At 68.9% G+C, this 20520-nt stretch carries 21 protein-coding genes and 1 riboswitch; of the genes, 16 read left to right on the top strand and 5 right to left on the bottom strand.

The annotated features are described in order from the left end of the window. Nucleotides 1–61: 61 nt before the first annotated feature. Nucleotides 62–1186, bottom strand: coding sequence for a BMP family lipoprotein (locus EHF32_RS00625; protein WP_137416321.1), 1125 nt, complete (start codon nucleotides 1184–1186; stop codon nucleotides 62–64). 172 nt (nucleotides 1187–1358) lie between these two features. Then, nucleotides 1359–2474: a mannose-1-phosphate guanylyltransferase gene (locus EHF32_RS00620; RefSeq protein WP_137416320.1), complete on the bottom strand. Its 1116-nt coding sequence runs from the start codon at nucleotides 2472–2474 to the stop codon at nucleotides 1359–1361. 229 nt (nucleotides 2475–2703) lie between these two features. On the opposite strand from EHF32_RS00620, the gene sdhC reads away from it, so the two are divergent. From sdhC to trpS, 7 genes are all read left to right on the top strand, one after another. Beyond that, a complete protein-coding gene (gene sdhC, locus EHF32_RS00615) occupies nucleotides 2704–3138 on the top strand; it encodes a succinate dehydrogenase, cytochrome b556 subunit (protein WP_137416319.1) in 435 nt (144 codons plus the stop codon). Continuing rightward, nucleotides 3138–3581 (top strand): succinate dehydrogenase hydrophobic membrane anchor subunit, encoded by a 444-nt coding sequence (locus tag EHF32_RS00610; RefSeq protein WP_192900664.1) that lies wholly within the window; start codon nucleotides 3138–3140, stop codon nucleotides 3579–3581. Before sdhC ends, EHF32_RS00610 begins: the two co-directional genes overlap by 1 nt. Nucleotides 3582–3627: 46 nt before the next feature. Then, nucleotides 3628–5457 (top strand): succinate dehydrogenase flavoprotein subunit, encoded by a 1830-nt coding sequence (gene sdhA, locus EHF32_RS00605; protein WP_137416318.1) that lies wholly within the window; start codon nucleotides 3628–3630, stop codon nucleotides 5455–5457. 2 nt (nucleotides 5458–5459) lie between these two features. Then, nucleotides 5460–6239: a succinate dehydrogenase iron-sulfur subunit gene (locus EHF32_RS00600; protein WP_137416317.1), complete on the top strand. Its 780-nt coding sequence runs from the start codon at nucleotides 5460–5462 to the stop codon at nucleotides 6237–6239. Nucleotides 6240–6282: 43 nt separating this feature from the next. Beyond that, nucleotides 6283–7509: a YihY/virulence factor BrkB family protein gene (locus EHF32_RS00595; protein WP_238343754.1), complete on the top strand. Its 1227-nt coding sequence runs from the start codon at nucleotides 6283–6285 to the stop codon at nucleotides 7507–7509. Between the two features lie 107 nt (nucleotides 7510–7616). Next, nucleotides 7617–8465: an exodeoxyribonuclease III gene (locus tag EHF32_RS00590; RefSeq protein ID WP_238343753.1), complete on the top strand. Its 849-nt coding sequence runs from the start codon at nucleotides 7617–7619 to the stop codon at nucleotides 8463–8465. A 68-nt stretch (nucleotides 8466–8533) separates the two neighbouring features. Then, nucleotides 8534–9511 carry a tryptophan--tRNA ligase gene (gene trpS, locus EHF32_RS00585; protein ID WP_238343861.1) on the top strand — a complete coding sequence of 326 codons (978 nt, stop codon included), beginning with the start codon at nucleotides 8534–8536 and terminating at the stop codon, nucleotides 9509–9511. Between the two features lie 157 nt (nucleotides 9512–9668). Here the strand turns inward: trpS and EHF32_RS15695 are convergent, their stop codons facing one another. From EHF32_RS15695 to EHF32_RS00575, 3 genes are all read right to left on the bottom strand, one after another. Beyond that, nucleotides 9669–9818, bottom strand: a complete 150-nt coding sequence (locus EHF32_RS15695; protein WP_161594040.1) for a hypothetical protein — start codon at nucleotides 9816–9818, stop codon at nucleotides 9669–9671. A gap of 30 nt (nucleotides 9819–9848) precedes the next feature. After that, nucleotides 9849–10688 (bottom strand): type IV toxin-antitoxin system AbiEi family antitoxin domain-containing protein, encoded by an 840-nt coding sequence (locus EHF32_RS00580; protein ID WP_137416314.1) that lies wholly within the window; start codon nucleotides 10686–10688, stop codon nucleotides 9849–9851. Between the two features lie 405 nt (nucleotides 10689–11093). Continuing rightward, nucleotides 11094–11825 carry a FadR/GntR family transcriptional regulator gene (locus EHF32_RS00575; protein WP_238343752.1) on the bottom strand — a complete coding sequence of 244 codons (732 nt, stop codon included), beginning with the start codon at nucleotides 11823–11825 and terminating at the stop codon, nucleotides 11094–11096. 134 nt (nucleotides 11826–11959) lie between these two features. Here EHF32_RS00575 and EHF32_RS00570 point away from each other — a divergent pair, with 134 nt between their 5' ends. The 9 genes from EHF32_RS00570 (at nucleotide 11960) to EHF32_RS00530 (ending at nucleotide 20443) form a co-directional block, all read left to right on the top strand. Further along, complete coding sequence (locus tag EHF32_RS00570; RefSeq protein WP_137416313.1) at nucleotides 11960–13216, top strand: alpha-hydroxy acid oxidase; 1257 nt, start codon at nucleotides 11960–11962, stop codon at nucleotides 13214–13216. A 21-nt stretch (nucleotides 13217–13237) separates the two neighbouring features. Beyond that, nucleotides 13238–13804: a GNAT family N-acetyltransferase gene (locus EHF32_RS00565; RefSeq protein WP_137416312.1), complete on the top strand. Its 567-nt coding sequence runs from the start codon at nucleotides 13238–13240 to the stop codon at nucleotides 13802–13804. A gap of 31 nt (nucleotides 13805–13835) precedes the next feature. Next, nucleotides 13836–14699, top strand: coding sequence for an Fpg/Nei family DNA glycosylase (locus EHF32_RS00560; RefSeq protein WP_137416311.1), 864 nt, complete (start codon nucleotides 13836–13838; stop codon nucleotides 14697–14699). A gap of 64 nt (nucleotides 14700–14763) precedes the next feature. Continuing rightward, nucleotides 14764–14911: riboswitch (FMN riboswitch) on the top strand. Nucleotides 14912–14978: 67 nt separating this feature from the next. Further along, nucleotides 14979–16034, top strand: a complete 1056-nt coding sequence (ribD, locus tag EHF32_RS00555) for a bifunctional diaminohydroxyphosphoribosylaminopyrimidine deaminase/5-amino-6-(5-phosphoribosylamino)uracil reductase RibD (RefSeq protein ID WP_137416310.1) — start codon at nucleotides 14979–14981, stop codon at nucleotides 16032–16034. Continuing rightward, on the top strand, nucleotides 16034–16663 hold the full coding sequence (locus EHF32_RS00550) for a riboflavin synthase (protein WP_137416309.1): 630 nt from the start codon (nucleotides 16034–16036) through the stop codon (nucleotides 16661–16663). Before ribD ends, EHF32_RS00550 begins: the two co-directional genes overlap by 1 nt. Then, a complete protein-coding gene (gene ribA, locus EHF32_RS00545; protein WP_137416308.1) occupies nucleotides 16660–17931 on the top strand; it encodes a GTP cyclohydrolase II in 1272 nt (423 codons plus the stop codon). Before EHF32_RS00550 ends, ribA begins: the two co-directional genes overlap by 4 nt. Continuing rightward, nucleotides 17928–18401 (top strand): 6,7-dimethyl-8-ribityllumazine synthase, encoded by a 474-nt coding sequence (gene ribH / locus EHF32_RS00540; RefSeq protein WP_137416307.1) that lies wholly within the window; start codon nucleotides 17928–17930, stop codon nucleotides 18399–18401. The genes ribA and ribH overlap by 4 nt, the downstream gene beginning before the upstream one ends. Nucleotides 18402–18451: 50 nt before the next feature. After that, entirely contained in the window at nucleotides 18452–18805 is a 354-nt protein-coding gene (locus EHF32_RS00535; protein WP_137416306.1) for a Fe-S protein, read from the top strand. Nucleotides 18806–19003: 198 nt separating this feature from the next. Continuing rightward, complete coding sequence (locus EHF32_RS00530) at nucleotides 19004–20443, top strand: MFS transporter (protein ID WP_137416305.1); 1440 nt, start codon at nucleotides 19004–19006, stop codon at nucleotides 20441–20443. Nucleotides 20444–20520: the final 77 nt, after the last annotated feature.

The raw sequence follows: 20520 nt of genomic DNA, 5'->3' as shown, positions 1-20520 counted from the left end.
CGGAACGGGACTCGGGGCGAGCGGCTGGAAAGCCACTCGCCCCGAGGTGGTGCGGTTCAGATCAAGAACCGGCGGGAGAGTTCTTCGAGGTCACCGTGATGGTTCCCGCGATGATGTCGTCCTGGAGCTTGGTGAGCTCGTCGGTCAGGCCCTCCGGCAGCTGCGACTCGAAGTCGTGGAAGCTCGACAGCTTCACGCCCTCGTTCTTCAGGGTGCCGACGTAGGGGGTCGGGTCGAACTCGCCCTTGGATGCGGCGACGGTCGCGTCGTAGACGGCGACGTCGATCGCCTTCATGATCGAGACCAGCGTGATGTCCGCGACGCTGTCGTCGGCGACGGCGAGGTCGCTGTCGACACCGAGCATGAGCGTGTTCTTCCCGCTGTCGGCGATGGCCGCCGCGGCGCTCTTGTAGATCGGTCCACCCACGGGCAGGATCACGTCGACACCCTGGTCGAGCACACCCTGAGCGGTCTGCTTGGCGGTGTCGTTGGCGTCGAAGCCGCCGGTGAACGAACCCTCCTGCGTGTCGGCGTTCCAGCCGAAGAGCTGGACGTTCGCGCCCTTGTCCTCGTTGTACTTCTCGACACCCATCGCGTAACCGTCCATGAAGACGGCGACCGACGGGATCTGCATGCCGCCGAAGGTACCGACCTTGTTGACGCCGTCCTTGGCGGACCAGGCAGCCGCGGCGTAGCCGCCGAGGTACGCGGCCTCAGCCGTGTTGAAGACCAGCGGCTTGATGTTCGGCGCGTCGGTCTTGCCGTCGAAGTCGGTGTCGGCGTAGTCGTCGATGATCGCGAAGTCGAGGTCCGGGTTCGCGTTGGCGGCCTCGACGGTCGCGGCGGCGAGCTTGAAGCCGACGGCGATCACGAGGGTGCAGCCCTCGGAGATGGCGGTCTGCATGTTCGGCGCGTAGTCGTTGTCGTTGGTCGACTCGAACTCGAGCGGGGTGACACCGAGCTCCTTGGCGGCCTTGTCCATGCCGTTCTTGGCGGACTCATTGAACGACTTGTCGTCCCAGCCGCCCGCGTCGGAGACCAGGCACGGCTTGAAGCCGTCGACGACGTCGGATGCGGAGCCGCTCGTCGTTTCGGTCGTGGGGGCGGAGCCACAGCCGGCCAGCAGCACGGCGGTGGCCGCGATCGCCAGGCCGCTGAGCAGCGCCTTGGTCGTCGTCTTCTTCACGAGTCCTCCATCAAGAGACGTGGGAATGCCCCGGCAGTTCCGGGGACGGATGCGGCAACGTTACCTAATGTGACGCGCGCACAATGGGCCGATCCGCAGGCCGCAACCCAATGGTTACAAACGGCCCTGGAAGCGCGTCTTCCCCGGGTGCGGCGGGCGGCCGCATCCGGTGTCAGAGCACGTCGCCGCGACCCGTGAGTTTCAGCGCATCGACGACCTGCTTGACGCGCTGAGCGTGCTCGGTCGTGGTGACCAGGAGCGCGTCGGGCGTGTCGACGACGACGATGTCCTGCACGCCGATGAGGCTGATCACGCGCTGCGTCTGCGTCACCACGATGCCGCTGGACGCATCGGAGAGGATGCGGGCGTGCTCGCCGAGCACGGCCAGATCGTTCTTCCGACCGTTCGAGACGAGCTTCGTGAGGCTCGCGAAGTCGCCCACGTCGTCCCAGTCGAAGTGGCCCGGGATGACGGCGAGCTTGCCCTTGGCGGCCGCGGGCTCGGCGACCGCGTAGTCGATCGCGATCTTCTTGAGGTTCGGCCAGATGCGATCCACCGCGGGTCCGCGGCGCTCGCGGTCGTCCCACGCCTCGGCGAGCTCGACCAGACCCGCGTGCAGCTCGGGCTCGTTCGCCTCGATCTCGGCGAGGAGCACATCGGCACGCGAGATGAACATGCCGGCGTTCCAGGAGTAGGCGCGATCGGTGAAGTACTCGCGTGCCGTGGCGAGGTCGGGCTTCTCGACGAACCGCTCGACGAGAGCCGCCTCCGGGGCGCCGTCCACGATCAGCTCGTCTGCCTTCTTGATGTATCCGAAACCGGTGGAGGGCTCAGACGGCTGGATGCCGATCGTGCAGATGTAGCCGGCACGAGCCACCGCGACCGCCTGCCGCACGGCGAAGTCGAAGATCCGCGCGCCCTGGATCACGTGGTCCGCGGCGAACGAACCGATCACGACATCGGGCTCGCGGCGCACGAGGATCGCCGCGGCGAGACCGATCGCGGCCGTGGAGTCGCGCGGCTCGGATTCGAGGAACACGTTCTTGTCGGGGATGCCGGGCAGCTGCTTCTCGACCGCGGCGCGGTGCGCGCGCCCGGTGACGACCGCGATCCGGTCGTGGCCGGCCAGCGACTCGAGACGGTCCCAGGTGTCGCGCAGCAGCGTCTGACCGGAGCCGGTCAAATCGTGCAGGAACTTCGGAGCGTCGGCGCGCGAGAGCGGCCAGAGCCTGCTGCCGATGCCGCCTGCCGGAATGACAGCGTAGAAACCCTCGATCTCGTTCCCCATACCGGCCACCCTATCCGCCGCGTATGTCGGGCGAATGTCGCCGCGAGGACGCGTCGCCGACGAGCGCCGCGTGCTGATTTATCTCGACGTCGAGATTGTTAGGTTCGCCTAAAGGGCGCCGTTGTGCTGCGGCGAATACACTGTCGGCAGCGCCCGCGTGACGCAGGGGACCAGCAAAAACCCCGAAGGGCAACGCCTGCCCCACCGTGTTCGATCAGGGAGGACGACCGTGGCTGCACCGGCACGCGTCACACCATCGCTCGCTCAGACGACGTCCAAGACGCCGCGAGGAACGCTGTACCGCGGCAACGAGGGCATGTGGTCCTGGGTGCTGCACCGCATCACGGGTGTGTCGATCTTCTTCTTCCTGCTCGTGCACGTGCTCGACACCGCCCTCATCCGCGTCTCCCCCGAGGCGTACGACGCGGTCATCGGCACATACAAGAACCCCGTGATGGGCATCGGCGAGGTCGTCCTCGTGGCTGCGATCGCCTATCACGCCTATAACGGTCTGCGCATCATCGTCGTCGACTTCTGGTCGAAGGGGGCGCGCTACCAGCGTCAGCTCTGGTGGGTCGTGCTGGGCCTGTGGGCCGTCACGATGCTGGGCTTCGCCCCCCGCCATCTCATGAACGTCTTCGCCGCGACGGGAGGCGGTCACTGATGAGCGCGACGATCGCCGATCCCCGCAGCCCTTTCTCCGCCCCGCGGCGCAAGGGCCCCAACCTCGAGAAGTGGGGCTGGGTGTACATGCGCGCCTCGGGCCTGGTGCTCGTGGTGCTGATCTTCGGACACCTCTTCGTCAACCTCATGACGGGCGACGGCATCCACCAGATCGACTTCGCTTTCGTGGCCGGCAAGCTCTCCTCGCCGTTCTGGCAGTGGTGGGATGTGGCGATGCTCTGGCTCGCCCTCATCCACGGCGGCAACGGCATGCGCACGATCGTCAACGACTACGTCACCCACGCCACCACCCGGCGCGTTCTCGTCTGGGCGATCTGGATCGTGTCGGGCTTCCTGATCCTGCTCGGCACGCTCGTCGTCTTCACCTTCGACCCCTGCCTCGGCGTGACCAGCGACAGCGTGATGTGGGAGGTGTGCCAGTAGGCACGCCGCATCCCACGGATCAGAACAGACAAGAGGAATCCCACCTGTGAGCACTCACTCCACCGCGGACACCGTCGTCAAGGACGGTGTCTATTACCACCAGTTCGACATCGTGATCGTCGGCGCCGGCGGCGCCGGGATGCGTGCGGCGATCGAGGCCGGCCCCGGCGCGAAGACCGCCGTCATCTCCAAGCTCTACCCGACCCGCTCGCACACGGGCGCCGCGCAGGGCGGTATGGCCGCGGCTCTGGCCAACGTCGAAGAGGACTCGTGGGAGTGGCACACCTTCGACACGATCAAGGGCGGCGACTACCTCGTCGACCAGGATGCGGCGGAGATCCTCGCCAAGGAGGCCATCGACGCGGTCATCGACCTCGAGAACATGGGCCTGCCGTTCAACCGCACCCCCGACGGCAAGATCGACCAGCGTCGATTCGGGGGCCACACCGCCGATCACGGTAAGAGCCCGGTCCGCCGCGCGTGCTACGCCGCCGACCGCACCGGCCACATGATCCTGCAGACGCTGTTCCAGAACTGCGTCAAGCTCGGGATCAACTTCTTCAACGAGTTCTACGTGCTCGATCTGGTCACGGTCGAAGACGGCGGCACCACCAAGGTCGCCGGCGTCGTCGCGTACGAGCTGGCCACCGGCGATCTGCACGTCTTCCAGTCGAAGGCGGTGGTGTTCGCCACCGGCGGCTTCGGCAAGATCTTCAAGACCACCTCCAACGCGCACACGCTCACCGGTGACGGCGTCGGCATCGTCTGGCGCAAGGGGCTCCCGCTCGAGGACATGGAGTTCTTCCAGTTCCATCCGACTGGCCTCGCCGGTCTCGGCATCCTTCTCACCGAGGGAGCACGAGGTGAGGGCGCCATCCTGCGCAACGCCTCGGGCGAGCGCTTCATGGAGCGCTACGCGCCGACCATCAAAGACCTCGCGCCGCGCGACATCGTCAGCCGGTGCATGGTGCAGGAGGTCGAGGAGGGCCGCGGCGCCGGGCCTCACAAGGACTACGTGCTCCTGGACTGCACCCACCTGGGCGCCGAGGTGCTCGAGACCAAGCTCCCCGACATCACCGAGTTCGCCCGCACCTACCTCGGTGTCGACCCTGTGGTCGAGCCCGTGCCGGTGATGCCGACGGCGCACTACGCGATGGGCGGCATCCCGACCAACATCGAGGCCGAGGTGCTCAGCGACAACGACACCGTCGTTCCCGGCCTCTATGCCGCGGGCGAGTGCGCGTGCGTCTCGGTGCACGGCTCCAACCGCCTCGGCACCAACTCCCTGCTCGACATCAACGTGTTCGGCAAGCGCGCCGGGCGCAACGCGGTGAAGTACGTCCAGAGCGGCGCGGAGTTCGTGCCGCTGCCCGACGACCCGGCCCGCGAGGTGCGCGAGATGATCGAGGGTCTGCGCAACAACCCCGGCACCGAGCGCATCGCCGTGCTGCGCAAGACGCTGCAGGACGAGATGGACCGCAAGGCCCAGGTGTTCCGCACCGACCAGTCCCTCGGCGAGGTCATGCTCGTCATCGCCGAGCTGCGCGAGCGGTACAAGAACATCCACGTCGACGACAAGGGCAAGCGGTACAACACCGATCTGCTCGAAGCCGTCGAACTCGGCTTCCTCCTCGACATCGCCGAGGTCGTCGCCGTCGCCGCGCGCAACCGCAAGGAGAGCCGCGGCGGCCACATGCGCGACGACTACCCGACGCGCGACGACGAGAACTACATGAAGCACACGATGTCCTACCTGTCGGGCGATGCGCACTCCTCCCACCCGGAGGACCACATCCGTCTCGACTGGAAGCCGGTCGTCTTCACCAAGAACGAGGCCGGGGAACTGCGCTACCCGCCGCTGGAGAGGAAGTACTGAGCATGGCCGCCACCGCCATCGCCGAGACCACCACCGAGGCCCCCGAGGTGCAGGAGACCAACGACTCCGGCATCCAGGCGTTCCTGGTCACCTTCATCGTGCGCCGGTTCAACCCGGAGCTGGACGAGGAGCCGCGCTGGGTCGATTACGACGTCGAGGTGTACTCCACTGACCGCGTGCTCGACGCCCTGCACAAGATCAAGTGGGAGGTCGACGGTTCGCTCGCTTTCCGCCGCTCGTGTGCCCACGGCATCTGCGGCTCGGACGCCATGCGCATCAACGGCCGCAACCGCCTCGCCTGCAAGACGCTGATCAAGGACCTCGACATCTCGAAGCCGATCTACGTCGAGGCGATCAAGGGTCTGCCGCTGGAGAAGGACCTCATCGTCGACATGGAGCCCTTCTTCGCGTCCTACCGCGAAGTGCAGCCGTTCCTCATCGCGAACTCCACGCCCGAGAAGGGCAAGGAGCGCGTGCAGTCGATCGTCGACCGCGAGCGCTTCGACGACACCACGAAGTGCATCCTCTGCGCGGCGTGCACCTCCTCGTGCCCCGTGTTCTGGACCGACGGCCAGTACTTCGGCCCCGCCGCGATCGTGAACGCGCACCGTTTCATCTTCGACTCGCGCGACGACGCCGGCGACGTGCGTCTGGACATCCTCAACGACAAGGAGGGCGTGTGGCGCTGCCGCACCACCTTCAACTGCACCGAGGCGTGCCCGCGCGGCATCCAGGTGACCAAGGCGATCGCCGAGGTCAAGCAGGCGGTCCTGCGCGGCTGAGCGGATGCGAAGTCCCACTCCCCGATCTCGCTAGGGTGAGGGCGTGAGGCGAGCTGCGGAGAACGACGCCGACGTGCGATTCGTGCTGCCCCAAGACGAGAGCTCCCTGCGGGAGCGGTGGGATTCGGCGCAGGCGAACCTGCGCGAACGTCTCGATGAGCCGATCGAGAAGGCCACGGCGCTGACCCGTCGCACCCTCGCCTGGTTCCCCATCCGCGTCTGGCGGCACTTCCTTCAGCACAACGGGTTCCTGCTGGCCGCGGGCGTCAGCTACCAGTCGTTGTTCGCGATCTTCGCCGGCATCTATCTCGCTGCCGCCGCGGTCGGGCTCTGGTTGGGCGGCGACGACACGGCCGTGCACCAGCTGATCGACATCGTCAACAGCTACATCCCCGCCCTCATCAGCGAGAACGGTCTCGTCAAGCCGAGCCAGGTCGAGGCCGTCGCCTCGCAGAGCAGCGGCGGCCTGCTGCCGGTGACCGGAGCCATTGCACTCGTGGTGGTCATCTGGACGGCCATCGGGTTCATCACCTACACCCGCCGCGCGGTGCGCGACACGTTCGGCCTGCCCTTCGACTCCCGCAGCTACCTGATGCTGAAGGCCCGCGATCTCCTGGCCGCTGCACTGTTCGGCATCGCGCTGCTGGCCGGCTGGGTGCTCGTGCAGATCACGACGTGGGCACTGGATCTGCTGGCGAGCATCCTCCAGTGGCAGCCGGACTCTTCGTGGTCGACGATCCTCGCGCGGGCGCTCAGCCTCGTGGTCGCGTTCCTCGTCAACGCCGTCGCGCTCGCCCTGCTCTTCCGTTTCCTCACCGGCACGTCGCTGCGCTGGCGGCGGATCTGGCCCGGATCGATCCTCGGCGGCGCGGCACTCGCCCTGCTGCAGGTGGGTGCGGGGCTCCTGCTGCGCTACACTCCGAGCAACCCGCTCATCGCGACCTTCGCCATCTTCATCGGTTTCCTCCTGTGGTTCCGCATCACCGGCATCGTGATCCTCGTGGCTGCGGCGTGGATCGCGGTCTCCACCTCCGACCGCGACCTGCCGCTGGTCGAGCTCAGCGACGCCGAGCGGGAACGGCTCGAACGGCGCGCGCTGCGCATCGCCGCCCACGTGCGTCTGCGCGAGGCGAGGAAGGCCCTCGCCTCGGCACCGTGGTGGCGCAGGCCGCGTCTGACGCGTGCCGTGAAACAGGCCCGACGGGATGTGGCGGCGCTCGGCCGCGACGAGACCGACACCCCCGCCCGCCTGCGCGACCTGCTCGACTGACCGGCGTGTGGCCGACGTCGCCACACACATCACCTCGAGCAGGTTCGCGGGGCGGTCTGGCTGCGCAGACCGGTCGCATGTCGGTGGTGCCGGATACGCTGAAAGGCGTGTCACGAACCCTCCGCATCGCCTCTGTCAACGTCAATGGAATCCGCGCCGCGGTCAGAAACGGCATGGCCGGCTGGCTCGACAGCGCGGGGGTCGATGTCCTGACGCTCCAGGAGGTGCGCGCCGAGCTCACCCACCTCGAGAGCGCGCTGCCGGGCTGGGAGCTCGTGCACGACGAGTCGCTGAGCAAGGGGCGCTCCGGGGTGGCGGTGGCCAGCCGCATCCCGATCACCGCATCCCGCATCGAGCTCGGTGACGAGGGCGTCGACTCGCGCGGCCGATGGATCGAGGCCGACGTCGAGGTCGACGGCGAGCAGCTCACGGTGGTCAGCGCCTACGTGCACTCCGGCGAAGACGGAACGCCCCGCCAGGACGCGAAGTACGGATTCCTCGACGCGATGAGCGTCCGTCTCGGCGAGTTGGCGCAGAACGATGCGCTGGCGCTCGTGACCGGCGATCTCAACGTCGGGCACCGCCCGCTCGACATCAAGAACTGGCGCGGCAATCAGAAGAAGGCGGGATTCCTCCCCCGCGAGCGCTCGTACTTCGACCGATTCTTCGGCGACGCCGGGGCCCTCGTGACGGGCGTCGACGGAGTCGAAGGCGTCGGGCTCGGCTGGGTGGATGTGGGGCGCCGTTTCGCCGGTGAGGTCGACGGGCCGTACACGTGGTGGTCCAACCGCGGACAGGCGTTCGACAACGACACGGGCTGGCGCATCGACTACCACATGGCCACTCCCACCCTCGCGACGCGCGTCGCCGACTACCGGGTCGCGCGGGCCGCGTCCTATGCCGAACGGTGGAGCGACCACGCGCCCGTGGTGGCCGACTACCGTCTGGGCGTCTGAGAGGCGACGGCGCACCGCATCCGGGTCCGTAGAATCGACGGGTGAGCAAAGCGCGCCTGTACTCCGGAATGCAGCCTTCGGCCGACTCCCTCCAGATCGGCAACTACATCGGGGCCCTGCTGCAGTGGCGCGACCTGCAGGAGTCGTACGACGCCTTCTTCTCCGTCGTCGACCTGCACGCGCTCACGCAGCCGAACGACCCGGCAGAGCTCCGTGCGAAGACGCGGCGCACCGCCGCCCAGTACATCGCGGCCGGTATCGAGCCGTCGAAGTCGGCGCTGTACGTGCAGTCGCACGTTCCCGCGCACGCCGAGCTGGCATGGGTCCTGTCGACCATCACCGGCTTCGGTGAGGCGGGGCGCATGACGCAGTTCAAGGACAAGTCGCAGCGGTACGGCAGCGACGCGACCAACGTGGGCCTTTTCACCTACCCGGTGCTGATGGCCGCCGACATCCTGCTGTATCAGACCAACGTGGTGCCCGTCGGCGACGACCAGAAGCAGCACGTCGAGCTGACCCGCGACCTGGCCGAGCGCTTCAACGCGCGCTACGGCGAGACCTTCACGGTCCCGACCCCCGTCATCCAGCAGGACACGGCGCGCATCTACGATCTGCAGAACCCGACGTCGAAGATGTCGAAGTCCGCGGAGTCCGATGCGGGTGTGCTGTGGCTGCTCGATGACCCGGCGGTCAGCGCGAAGAAGATCATGCGTGCGGTGACCGACTCCGAGGGCGTGGTGCGCTACGACCGCGAGACCAAGCCCGGCGTGTCGAACCTGCTCGTGATCTTCGCCGCTCTCACGGGCCGGCAGATCCCCTCGATCGAGGACGAGTTCGCGGGCCGCGGCTACGGCGACTTCAAGAAGGCACTGGCCGAGGTCGTCGTGTCGGAGTTCGGCCCGGTGCGCGAGCGCGCCCTGGCCATGCTCGACGACCCCGCCGAACTCGACCGCGCCCTGGCCGTCAACGCGCAGAAGGCCTCGGCCGTCGCTGAGCAGACCCTCGGCGACGTCTACGACCGCATCGGCCTCCTCCGCCGCAGCTGACCCCTGCCGCCCCGCCCGGGCGGCTGTGTCGTCCGCTGGCCCGAACTCCTGCAGAACCGCCCCCAGGGCGCGGCTGAACCATCGAGAGCGACGGATTGCAGGAGTTCGGGCCGACGGCGGCAAGCCCCGGGCAACCGGAGCGGGCACGCGCTCGTCGTCACATGCGCAGCGCCGTTATCGCCGCATCCGGTCCGAACTCCTGCAGAACCGCGCCGCGGGCGCGGGCCCGACCGGCGAATGCGACGGATTGCAGGAGTTCGGGCACCTCACGCCGTCGAGCGGTGGATGCGGGCGACGACACAGTCACCCGCATCCGCCGCACCACCAGTGACGGCGTTCAGTCGCTCGCTCTGCTGCGGCCCCCGCCCCGCCGACGAGCGAGTACCGCGCGGAGAGCGGCGCGCACCGCATCCGGACGGTGGAAGATGTCCTCCGCCAGGATGCGGATCGTCACGTAACCCAACTCGGCCGCAGCGAGGTCGCGGCGCCGGTCTCGGATCTGTTGCGAGAGGTCGCCGTGGAACGCGCGGCTGTCACACTCCACGATGAGCCAACCGTCGACGAGCAGATCCACCCTCCCCACGCCCGGAAGGCTGACCTGCAGCGCAGGACGGTATCCCAAACTCCGCAGCATCAACCGCACGAGCGTCTCTGAGCCCGCTTCGGCACGCGCGTCGATGAGCTTGCGCAGTGATCGGTAGCTCCGGGGAAGTCGGTCGAAAACGGCGTCGAGATCGACCGCGTCGATCAGGCCCAGGTGCAACGCGCTGTCGAGACTCGCGACGGCGACCCGGGGCGACTGACAGCGGCATGCCTGGGCGAGCGCCTCCACCAGATCGGCTTGGAGATCCCCGCGGGCGCACGTGGACGCACGCCAATGCGCCCGGATACCGCGGTGACGGCGCGGCAGGCGCGAGTCCGTACGGTCGAACTGCAAGTGGGTTTCATCAGGAGACAGGGTGAAAACACCCAGAGCGCGGAGCAGTGACACGCAGTCGAGACGGCCTCCCCAGCGGGCAGCGACGAGGTGCGACTCATGCAGACCGCCCCAGACGTAGCGACCCCGTCGCACCCGGATGAGGTCGCCACAGTCGAGCGCATGCCGAATGGTCGCACGGGTGTAGCCACGCACCCGCAGCTCGGCCGTGCGCAGGTACGACGGCGACGACAACAGCATGTCGACAGCCTCACCGCACGCGCCGACGATTCGTCGACGAGCGCCCGTGGTGCGAGGAACTCGCCGTGAACCTCGGCCGGTGGAGGACTCTCCCCGCGCGGAGAGGTCTCGATGACAGAGCCCGCTCGGCCCGAACTCCTGCAAAACCCTCCGCGCGGGGCCGGCGGGAGCAGCCGACGCCCGATGTGCAGGAGTTCGGTACGCAGCAGTGAGGCGGAAGGGACGGCGGCACCGAGCCTGCGCCGACAGAGCCCGCTCGGCCCGAGCTCCTGCAAAACCCTCCGCGCGGGGCCGGCGGGAGGAGCCGACGCCCGATGTGCAGGAGTTCGGGTCGCGATCCGGCGCCGCGAGCGATGTGTGCCCGACCGGGCCGGTAGGCGTGGCAGGGGTCGGCCGCCCGCGGGATCAGCCTCCGGCGAGGGCGTCGACGGCGAAGCGGATGTGGCGCTCTGCAAGGTCGGCGGCGGCCGCACCGTCGTGCCGCTCGATGGCGTCGAGCAGCTCCACGTGCTGGGCGTGCAGGATCGCGGCCAGTCCCTCCCAGTCCCGGTAATCGCGAAGGGCATCGAGGATGCGACTGCTCAGCGACTCCCGGATCGCCACGGTCATCGAGGCGACGAGCCTGTTACCGCCGGCCTGCGCGATCGCAACGTGGAAGGCCGTGTCGGTGTCGTTGTACTCCGCAGGGCCGAGCCCGGCGACGGCGCCCGCGTCGAGCGCCGTGCGGATCGCGGCGATGGCCTCGGCATCCGCGTTTCGCGCGGCGAGTTCGGCGCTCGATCGTTCGAGCACGATGCGCGCCTCGATGACGTCGGGATAGGGGTAGTTCGCGAGAGCGGCGTGCAGCCGAAGGAAGCGGGTGAGCGCGGCGTCCGGCAGCGCAGCCACGAACGTGCCCGCGTCTGCGCCCGCACCGACCTGGGCGCGCAGCACGCCCTGCCCCTCGAGGACGCGCACGGCCTCGCGGACGCCCGCGCGGCTCACGCCCAGACGTGCGGCGAGCTCGCGCTCCGAGGGGAGCGGGTCATCGACCTGCAGCGACCCCGCCATGATCTGGTCCTCGATCGCCTGGATGACGAGTTCGTGCGCGCGACTGCGCTGCACGGGTGCCCATTCCGGGGTGCGCTGATCTGTCACCGGAGTATCCTCTCGCCTTCGAGCCGAACGCACCCGGCGGGTTGACGTCGCCGAGGCCGGGGTCTACTGTACCGCAGAGGTCAGACCAATCGATACGCCCTCTGCGCCGCGTACTCCCACCTCGAAGGACGATCATGAGTCCCGTCAGCCGACAGCTCCCCGATCCGCGCGAACTGCTCGAGCTCATGCAGTTCAAGACACCGGATCTGAACGCCAAGCGTCGCCGCCTCTCCGCAGCGCTCACGATCGACGACCTGCGCCGCATCGCGAAGCGCCGCACCCCGAAGGCCGCCTTCGACTACACCGACGGTGCGGCGGATGCCGAGATCTCGCTGCAGCGGGCTCGCCAGGCGTTCCGCGACATCGAGTTCCACCCCTCGATCCTGCGCGACGTGTCGCGGGTCGACACCAGCACGATGATCTTCGGCGGTCCCTCCGCGCTCCCGTTCGGCATCGCACCGACCGGCTTCACGCGCCTCATGCAGACCGAGGGCGAATACGCCGGCGCCGCTGCCGCCGGTGCCGCCGGCATCCCCTTCACCCTCTCGACGCTCGGGACGACATCGATCGAGAATGTGAAGGCCACCAACCCGAACGGCCGCAACTGGTTCCAGCTGTACGTCATGCGCGACCGGGACATCTCCTATGGCCTCGTCGAACGAGCGGCCAAGGCGGGCTTCGACACCCTGTTCTTCACCGTCGACACCCCCGTCGCGGGTGCGCGTCTGCGCGACAAGCGCAACGGGTTCTCCATCCCGCCGCAGCTGAGCATCGGCACGATCGTCAACGCGATCCCCCGCCCCTGGTGGTGGTTCGACTTCCTCACCACGCCGAAGCTCGAGTTCGCGTCGCTGACCACGACGGGCGGCACCGTCGGCGAACTGCTCAACAACGCGATGGACCCTTCCATCTCCTTCGAGGACCTCGACATCATCCGTTCGCTCTGGCCCGGGAAGATCGTCATCAAGGGCGTGCAGAACGTCCCGGATGCGCGCAAACTCGTCGATCTGGGCGTCGACGGTCTCGTTCTGTCCAACCACGGCGGGCGCCAGCTCGACCGCGCCCCGATTCCCTTCCATCTGCTGCCTGACGTCGTGCGCGAGGTCGGACGGGACACCGAGATCGCGATCGACACGGGCATCATGGACGGCGCCGACATCGTCGCCTCGATCGCGATGGGGGCGAAGTTCACCCTCATCGGCCGCGCGTACCTCTACGGCCTCATGGCCGGCGGGCGGGCGGGCGTCGACCGGGCGATCGCCATCCTCGCCGAGCAGGTCGAGCGCACGATGAAGCTGCTCCAGGTGAGCGAGCTCGCCGAGCTGACACCGGCTCACGTGACTCAGTTGCAGCGTCTCGCACCGCGCGCGACAAGCGACGTACGGGTCTGACGCGCACGGTAGCGTGACGGGATGCTGCCCGTCGTCCTTCGCACCGCACGGCTCGAGCTGTCGGCGCCGACAGCATCCGACGCTGCGGCCATCTACGACGCGTGCCAGGATCCTGCCATCGGGCACTTCACGACCGTCCCCTCGCCGTACCTGCGCGCGTACGCCGACGAGTTCGTGGCGCAGACAGCCGAACGCTGGGACGCCTTTTCGGACGCCACGTGGGCCATCCGCCTCGACGGCGCACTGGCGGGGATGATCGGCCTGCACCATCTGCAGGAGACCGGATCGGCGGAGCTCGGCTTCTGGGTGACAGCCGAGGCGCGCGGTCACGGCACCGTGCGGGAGGCGTCGGAGGCCGTCATCGATTGGGGGTTCTCGACCGACGCGCTCGCGCTCGAGCGACTGGAGTGGCGCGCCGCCGTGGGCAACACGGCATCCGCTCGGGCGGCTCGGGCGCTGGGCTTCCGGTTCGAGGGGACTCTGCGCCGAGCCCTGCGCAACGGCCACGGCGAGCGCAGCGACGGCTGGATCGCGAGTCTGTTGGCGACCGATGATCGCACGCCGCAGGAATGGCCGATAGCCCTCTGACGCCGTCGGTGGTGCGTGGCAGGATGTCGCCATGCCCGAGATGCCGGAGGTCCAGGGACTCGTCGACTTCCTCGGCGCGCGCCTGACGGGCCTTGCGATCAGCCAGGCACGCGTCAGCGCGATCTCCGCACTCAAGACATACGACCCGCCCATCGACGTTCTCGTGGGCGCCCACGTCGAATCGGTCGTCCGCCGTGGCAAGTTCGTCGACATCGCCACGGATGCGGGAGTGCACCTCGTCTTCCACCTCGCGAAGGCGGGCTGGCTGCGCTGGCACGACGCCCTGCCGACGACGGTGATCAAACCGGGCCGCTCCCCCATCGCGCTGCGGGTGGGCTTCGCCGACGGCTCGGGGTTCGATCTGACCGAGGCCGGCACGAAGAAGTCGCTCGCCGTGTCGGTGGTGCGCGACCCTGCTGATGTCCCCGGCGTCGCCCGGCTCGGTCCGGACCCGCTGGAGCCCGCCTTCACGCGCGACGCGCTGGCGGCGCTTCTGGCTGGTCGTCGCACACAGATCAAGGGGGTTCTGCGGGATCAATCGATCATCGCCGGGATCGGCAACGCCTACTCCGACGAGATCCTGCACGTCGCCCGGCTCTCGCCGTACGCGTTGGCAGCCACGCTCGACGACGCCGAGATCGACACCCTGTACACCGCGACGATCGAGACCCTGCGCGATGCGGTCGGGGCCGCATCCGGCAAACCGCCGGCCGAGCTGAAAGACGCGAAGCGGCGTGGGATGCGGGTGCATGGCCGGCAGGGCGAGGCGTGCCCCGTGTGCGGCGACATCGTGCGGTCGGTGTTCTTCGCCGACAACTCGCTCGAGTACTGCGCCACGTGCCAGACCGGCGGCAAGGTACTGGCGGATCGGCGGCTGTCGCGTCTGCTGAAATGAGCGGCGTGACGGTGCATGTCCGGGAATGAAACGGACCATCCGGCGTTGACTAGACTCAGTGCAGAACGTGCTCCGGGGTCGGTGAGAATCCGAACCGGCGGTGACAGTCCGCGAGCGTGATCCTCCGCGAGGAGGGGATCGCCGATCCGGTGGAACTCCGGGACCGACGGTGATGCGACGCAGGTCGCGAGTCCGGATGGGAGGCGCACGAGCGCTCAGCGGCGTGTCCGCGAGCGCCGCGACGGCTACCCGGAGCCCGCCGATCAGGAGGCCCGAGACATGCCGGTGAGCGAGACCGAGGAACGCGCGATGGCGCGAGCGCTGGAGCTTGCCCGGCGAGGCCCCGTCGGCGTGAACCCGCAAGTGGGCGCCGTGCTCCTCTCCCCGGACGGCGATGTGATCGCCGAGGGCTGGCACCACGGCGCCGGAACGGCCCACGCCGAGGTCGACGCGCTGTCGCAGGCGGACCCGGATGCTGTGCGCGGCGCGACCGCGGTGGTCACCCTGGAGCCGTGCAACCACACCGGCCGCACCGGCCCCTGCGCACTCGCGCTCATCGAGGCGGGTGTCGCCCGGGTCGTCTACGCGATGAGCGATCCCACCCCGACCGCATCCGGCGGCGCCGAGCGCTTGCGCGCAGCCGGCGTCGAGACCGAGTCCGGTGTGCTCGCGGACGAGGCGCAGGAACTGCTCGCCTCGTGGGCGCAAGCGCAGCGACTGGGGCGGCCGCACGTCACCCTGAAGTGGGCGCAGAGTCTCGACGGCCGCGCGGCGGCAGCAGACGGCTCCAGCCAGTGGATCACCGGCTCCGAGGCTCGCGAGGACGTGCATCGTCGGCGCGCGGGTGCCGATGCGATCATGGCCGGCACCGGCACCGTCCTCGCGGACGACCCGGCGCTGACCGCGCGCACGCCCGACGGCGAGCTGCGGCCGACGCAGCCGCGACCCGTCGTGGTCGGCGAACGCGACATCCCCGCCGACGCCGTCGTGCACCGCCATCCGAAAGAGCCCTGGCACCTGCGCACGCGCGATCTGAACGAGGCTCTGCGCACCCTGCACGAGCGCGGTATCCAGCGGGTGTTCGTGGAGGGCGGCCCGCACCTGCAGAGCGCTCTGCTGCGCGAGGGCCTCGTCGACGAGCTGCTCACCTACGTCGCCCCGGTGCTGCTCGGCGGCGACCGCGTCGCGCTCGACGACCTCGGCGTCGCCGACATCTCACAGGCGCGGCGCCTGCAGCTGATCGAGACGCGCCGACTCGGCGACGACCTGCTGCTCATCTCGCGGCCCGCCGCATCCGCAGAAGAATCCGCCTCCGATCGAGAAGGAGCCCACTGATGTTCACCGGGATCGTGGAAGAGATCGGCACCGTCACGCACACGGAGCCCTCGGGCGACGGCGTGCGCCTGACGGTCACTGCCCCTCGAGCGGTATCGGATGCGGCGCACGGCGACTCGATCTCCGTCTCGGGCGTGTGCCTCACGGTCGTCGATCAGGGCGAGGACTGGTTCACCGCCGACGTCATGCGTCAGACGCTCGACGTCACCGCCATCGGCGGTGTCGCCGCGGGAACGCCCGTCAACATCGAGCGCGCGACGGCCGCCGGCGGACGCCTGGGCGGCCACATCGTGCAGGGTCACGTCGACGGTACGGGCCGCGTGCTGGAGGTGCGCCCCGGCACCGAGTGGCGGGTCATCCGTGTCTCGCTGCCCCGAGACCTGGCCCCGCTCGTGGTCGACAAGGGATCGATCGCCCTGGACGGCGTCTCCCTCACGGTCAGCGCCGCGAGCGACCCGTCGGCCGAGGACGCCTGGTTCGAGGTGTCTCTGATCCCCGAGACCCTCGCCGCCACCACCCTCGGCGAGCGTGTCGCCGGCGACATCGTCAATCTGGAGACCGACATCCTCGCGCGCCACGTGCAGCGACTGCTGGCCTTCGCCCCCGCAACGGAAGGTGGCTCGCGATGAGTCTGAGTTCCATTCCCGAGGCCCTGGAGGCCCTCGCCGCCGGTCGCCCGGTGATCGTCGCCGATGACGAGAACCGTGAGAACGAAGGCGACGTGATCCTCTCCGCCCAGCTCGCGACTCCCGAGTGGATCGCGTGGACGGTGCGCTGGTCGAGCGGCTTCATCTGCGCGCCCATGCCCGCGGAGTGGGCGGACCGGCTGGATCTTCCCCCCATGGTCGAGGTGAACCAGGATGCGCGCGGCACCGCGTACACCGTGAGCGTCGACGCCGCATCCGGCGTCACGACGGGCATCAGCGCCGCCGACCGGGCGCACACGCTGAACGTGCTGGCGGATCCCGCCTCCGCACCCTCCTCGGTGAACCGGCCGGGCCACATCCTGCCGCTGCGCGCGGTGGACGGCGGCGTGCGCGAGCGCGGCGGCCACACCGAGGCGGCTGTCGACCTCATGCGCCTGGCGGGACTCGAGCCCGTCGGCGCGATCGCGGAGATCGTCGACGAGGACGGCAGCATGATGCGCCTTCCCGGCCTCATGGCCCTCGGCGAGCGGGACGGCATCCCCGTCATCACGATCGAACAGCTCGTCGGCTACCTCTACGAGGTGGACCCGCGCGAGGAGCCCTCGGCCGCTGCCTCGCACCGTCGGCGCGTGAGCCTGCGCGCCGAAGCGACGGTGCCCACCTCGCACGGCGAGTTCCGCTTCCTCGCCTACAAGGACCGCGTGACGGGCACCGATCACCTGGCCGTCGTCAAGGGAGAGCTGGACGACGCGCCCCTCGTGCGCGTGCACTCCGAGTGCTTGACCGGCGAGGCGTTCGGTTCGCTCAAGTGCGAGTGCGGCCCGCAACTGGATGCGGCGCTCGACCGCATCGAGAAGGACGGCGGCGTCGTGGTGTACATGCGCGGCCACGAGGGCCGCGGCATCGGCCTCATCAACAAGCTGCGCGCGTACAACCTGCAGGAGCGGGGCCTCGACACGGTCGATGCCAACCTGGCGCTCGGCCTGCCCGCCGATGCGCGCGACTACGCCGCCGCCGCCGGCATCCTCGCCGACCTCGGCGTCGAGCGCGTGCGTCTGCTGACCAACAACACCGACAAGGTCACGCAGCTTCGCGCCCTCGGCCTCGACGTCGTCGAGCAGGTTCCGCTGCTCGTGGGCGTCGGCCCCAACAACCACCAGTACCTCGCCACCAAGCGCGACCGGATGGGACACATCATCGCGGACGAGGACCTCACCGAAGCGCTCGCGCAGATGAAGGAGAACCGATGAGCGGCCACGGCGCCCCCCAGCAGACCGAGATCGACGCCCGCGGCCTTCGTGTCGTCATCGTCGCCGGCACCTGGCACGAGACGATCAGCGACGGACTGATCGCCGGCGCGGAGCGGGTGCTCGCCGCATCCGGCGCCGATTACTCGCTCGTGCGGGTCGCGGGGTCCTTCGAGCTCCCCGTCGTCGCCAAGGCGGCGTTGGAGTCCGGCGCGGACGCGGTCATCGCCCTCGGTGTCATCATCCGCGGCGGCACGCCCCACTTCGAGTTCGTCTCCTCCGCGGCGACCGACGGCCTGACCCGCGTCGCTCTCGACACCGGCAAGCCGGTCGGCTTCGGGGTGCTGACGCTCGACGACGAGAAACAGGGACTCGATCGCGCGGGGCTCGCGGGCTCGAAGGAGGACAAGGGTGCGGAGGCGGCGGATGCGGCGCTGCGCACGGCCCTCACGCTGCGCGAACTTCGCGGCTGAACGGCACCGGGGAACCAACCTTCAGTAATACATAAGGTATGGTGGCGGGCATGGAGATCCTGCGTCATATCGTCGTCCTCGTGCACCTCGTCGGCTTCGCCATCCTCTTCGGAGCATGGGTCGTGGAGGCCGCGAGCCGCCGCATCCGCATCACCCGGCTCATGAGCCTGGGCATGACGATCGCCGCGGTCGCCGGCCTCGCCCTCGCCGCACCGTGGGGCACCGATCACGACATGAACTACGTCAAGATCGGCGTCAAGCTCGTCGTGCTGCTGGTCATCGCCGCGCTTCTGGGCATCGGCTCGGCCCGTCAGCGTCGCACCGACTCGCTGCCCGCGGCGATCTTCTGGCCGATCGGCATCCTCACCCTCGCCAACGCCGCCATCGCGGTCCTCTGGCGCTGAGAGGTTCGCGTCCCGGCCCGCCACGGCGCCGGGACGCGAACCTGGGCGTAAACTGAGTGTTTGTGCGCCGGCCACACCGCCGACGCCCCGGTGACCCAGCGATGTGACGCCCGGTGCACCACCCCCGCCCGAGCACTCGCCGCCGGCGCGTTCCCACGAGGACGCCTCTCGCTCTTCCGACAGGTCTGTCCTCCCCCCATGTCTTCTGCCACTGCAACGGCTCCCGCGAACTCCCGCGCCCGCGTCATCACCGCGAGCCTCGTGGGAACCACCATCGAGTTCTACGACTTCTACGCCTACGCGACCGCGGCCGTCCTCGTCTTCCCGATCCTCTTCTTCCCGACCGGAGACGACACCACCTCCCTGCTCGCCTCGTTCGGCGTCTTCGGCGCGGCGATGATCGCGCGTCCGATCGGGGCTTTCGTCTTCGGCCACTTCGGCGACCGCTTCGGCCGCAAGGCGACGCTCGTCGCCTCGCTGCTCACGATGGGGGTGGCGACCTTCCTCATCGGATGCCTGCCCACCTACCAGGTGGTCGGATGGTGGGCGGCACTCCTGCTGCTCGTGCTGCGTCTGGCACAGGGCTTCGCGCTCGGCGGCGAGTGGTCGGGGGCGGCGCTGGTCGCGACGGAGAACGCTCCGAAGGGCAAGCGGGCCTGGTACGGCACCTTTCCGCAGCTCGGTGCGCCGGTCGGCTTCATCATCGCGAACACCATCTTCCTCGCGATCAACTTCGCACTCCCTCATCCCGACGGGACCGCGCAGCGCTCCGAGGCGTTCCTGGCCTGGGGATGGCGCGTGCCGTTCCTGTTCTCGGCCGTCATGGTGATCATCGGCCTCTGGGTGCGCCTGCGCCTGGTCGAGTCCGACACGTTCCAGAAGGCGGAGAAGAAGGGCGCGCTGCGCAAGTTCCCCCTCGGCGAGGTCATCCGCGGCCACTGGCGTCCCCTCATCCTGGGCACGTTCATCATGCTCGCGACCTACGTGCTGTTCTATCTGATGACGAACTTCACCCTGACCTACGGCACCAAGCCGACCCTCGCGGGGGCGCAGGCGGCCGCACAGGCATCGGGCACGGCGTTCGACGCCGGCGTGTACGTCGCGGGTCAGGGCTTCGGGTACATCGACTTCGTGATCATGCAGATCATCGGCGTCGTCTTCTTCGGCATCTTCACGCTCCTGTCGGGACCGGTCGCCGACGCCATCGGACGCCGGAAGCTCCTCATCTGGATCACGGCGGCCATCATCGTGTTCGGACTCACGTTCAACCTGTTCCTGCTGCCCATGACCGACCCGAAGTTCACGGGTGCGCTCACGCAGGCCTTCCTCGTGTTCGGGTTCATGCTCATGGGCGCCACCTTCGGGCCGATGGGGGCGCTGCTGCCGGAGCTGTTCCCGACGAACGTGCGCTACACCGGCTCCGCGATCTCGTACAACGTCGCCTCGATCCTCGGTGCGGCCGTCGCACCGTCGATCGCGCTCGGGCTGTGGACCGCCGCCGGTGGTCAGCCCTGGCTCGTGGGCCTGTACCTGTCGGGGTCGGCGGTGCTGACGCTGATCGCTCTGATCCTGTCCAAGGAGACACGCGACATCGACTACGACGAGAACCTCGGTCTCGGAGAGACCGCTTCGCTGTAGCCGCCGCATCCGGGTCCCTCTCCCCTCCGCTTTCCTTACCCGCGGGCGGCGGGTGCGGGAGGGGGACGGATGCGGGG

Source organism: Microbacterium sp. RG1 (genome assembly GCF_005347485.1).
Classification (GTDB): Bacteria; Actinomycetota; Actinomycetes; order Actinomycetales; family Microbacteriaceae; genus Microbacterium; species Microbacterium binotii_A.
Note: the sequence above shows the minus strand (reverse complement) of the source record. Positions and strands in the feature narration are given on the sequence as shown.

What these genes read in the sequence shown, in the direction of transcription:
- EHF32_RS00610 (WP_192900664.1), top strand. Translation starts at nt 3,138, where the DNA reads ATGAGCGCGACGATCGCCGATCCCCGCAGCCCTTTCTCCGCCCCGCGG.
- EHF32_RS00620 (WP_137416320.1), bottom strand. Translation starts at nt 2,474, where the DNA reads ATGGGGAACGAGATCGAGGGTTTCTACGCTGTCATTCCGGCAGGCGGC.
- EHF32_RS00570 (WP_137416313.1), top strand. Translation starts at nt 11,960, where the DNA reads ATGAGTCCCGTCAGCCGACAGCTCCCCGATCCGCGCGAACTGCTCGAG.
- ribD (WP_137416310.1), top strand. Translation starts at nt 14,979, where the DNA reads ATGCCGGTGAGCGAGACCGAGGAACGCGCGATGGCGCGAGCGCTGGAG.
- EHF32_RS00560 (WP_137416311.1), top strand. Translation starts at nt 13,836, where the DNA reads ATGCCCGAGATGCCGGAGGTCCAGGGACTCGTCGACTTCCTCGGCGCG.
- EHF32_RS00550 (WP_137416309.1), top strand. Translation starts at nt 16,034, where the DNA reads ATGTTCACCGGGATCGTGGAAGAGATCGGCACCGTCACGCACACGGAG.
- ribH (WP_137416307.1), top strand. Translation starts at nt 17,928, where the DNA reads ATGAGCGGCCACGGCGCCCCCCAGCAGACCGAGATCGACGCCCGCGGC.
- ribA (WP_137416308.1), top strand. Translation starts at nt 16,660, where the DNA reads ATGAGTCTGAGTTCCATTCCCGAGGCCCTGGAGGCCCTCGCCGCCGGT.
- EHF32_RS00565 (WP_137416312.1), top strand. Translation starts at nt 13,238, where the DNA reads ATGCTGCCCGTCGTCCTTCGCACCGCACGGCTCGAGCTGTCGGCGCCG.
- trpS (WP_238343861.1), top strand. Translation starts at nt 8,534, where the DNA reads ATGCAGCCTTCGGCCGACTCCCTCCAGATCGGCAACTACATCGGGGCC.
- EHF32_RS00580 (WP_137416314.1), bottom strand. Translation starts at nt 10,688, where the DNA reads ATGCTGTTGTCGTCGCCGTCGTACCTGCGCACGGCCGAGCTGCGGGTG.
- EHF32_RS00600 (WP_137416317.1), top strand. Translation starts at nt 5,460, where the DNA reads ATGGCCGCCACCGCCATCGCCGAGACCACCACCGAGGCCCCCGAGGTG.
- EHF32_RS00535 (WP_137416306.1), top strand. Translation starts at nt 18,452, where the DNA reads ATGGAGATCCTGCGTCATATCGTCGTCCTCGTGCACCTCGTCGGCTTC.
- EHF32_RS00530 (WP_137416305.1), top strand. Translation starts at nt 19,004, where the DNA reads ATGTCTTCTGCCACTGCAACGGCTCCCGCGAACTCCCGCGCCCGCGTC.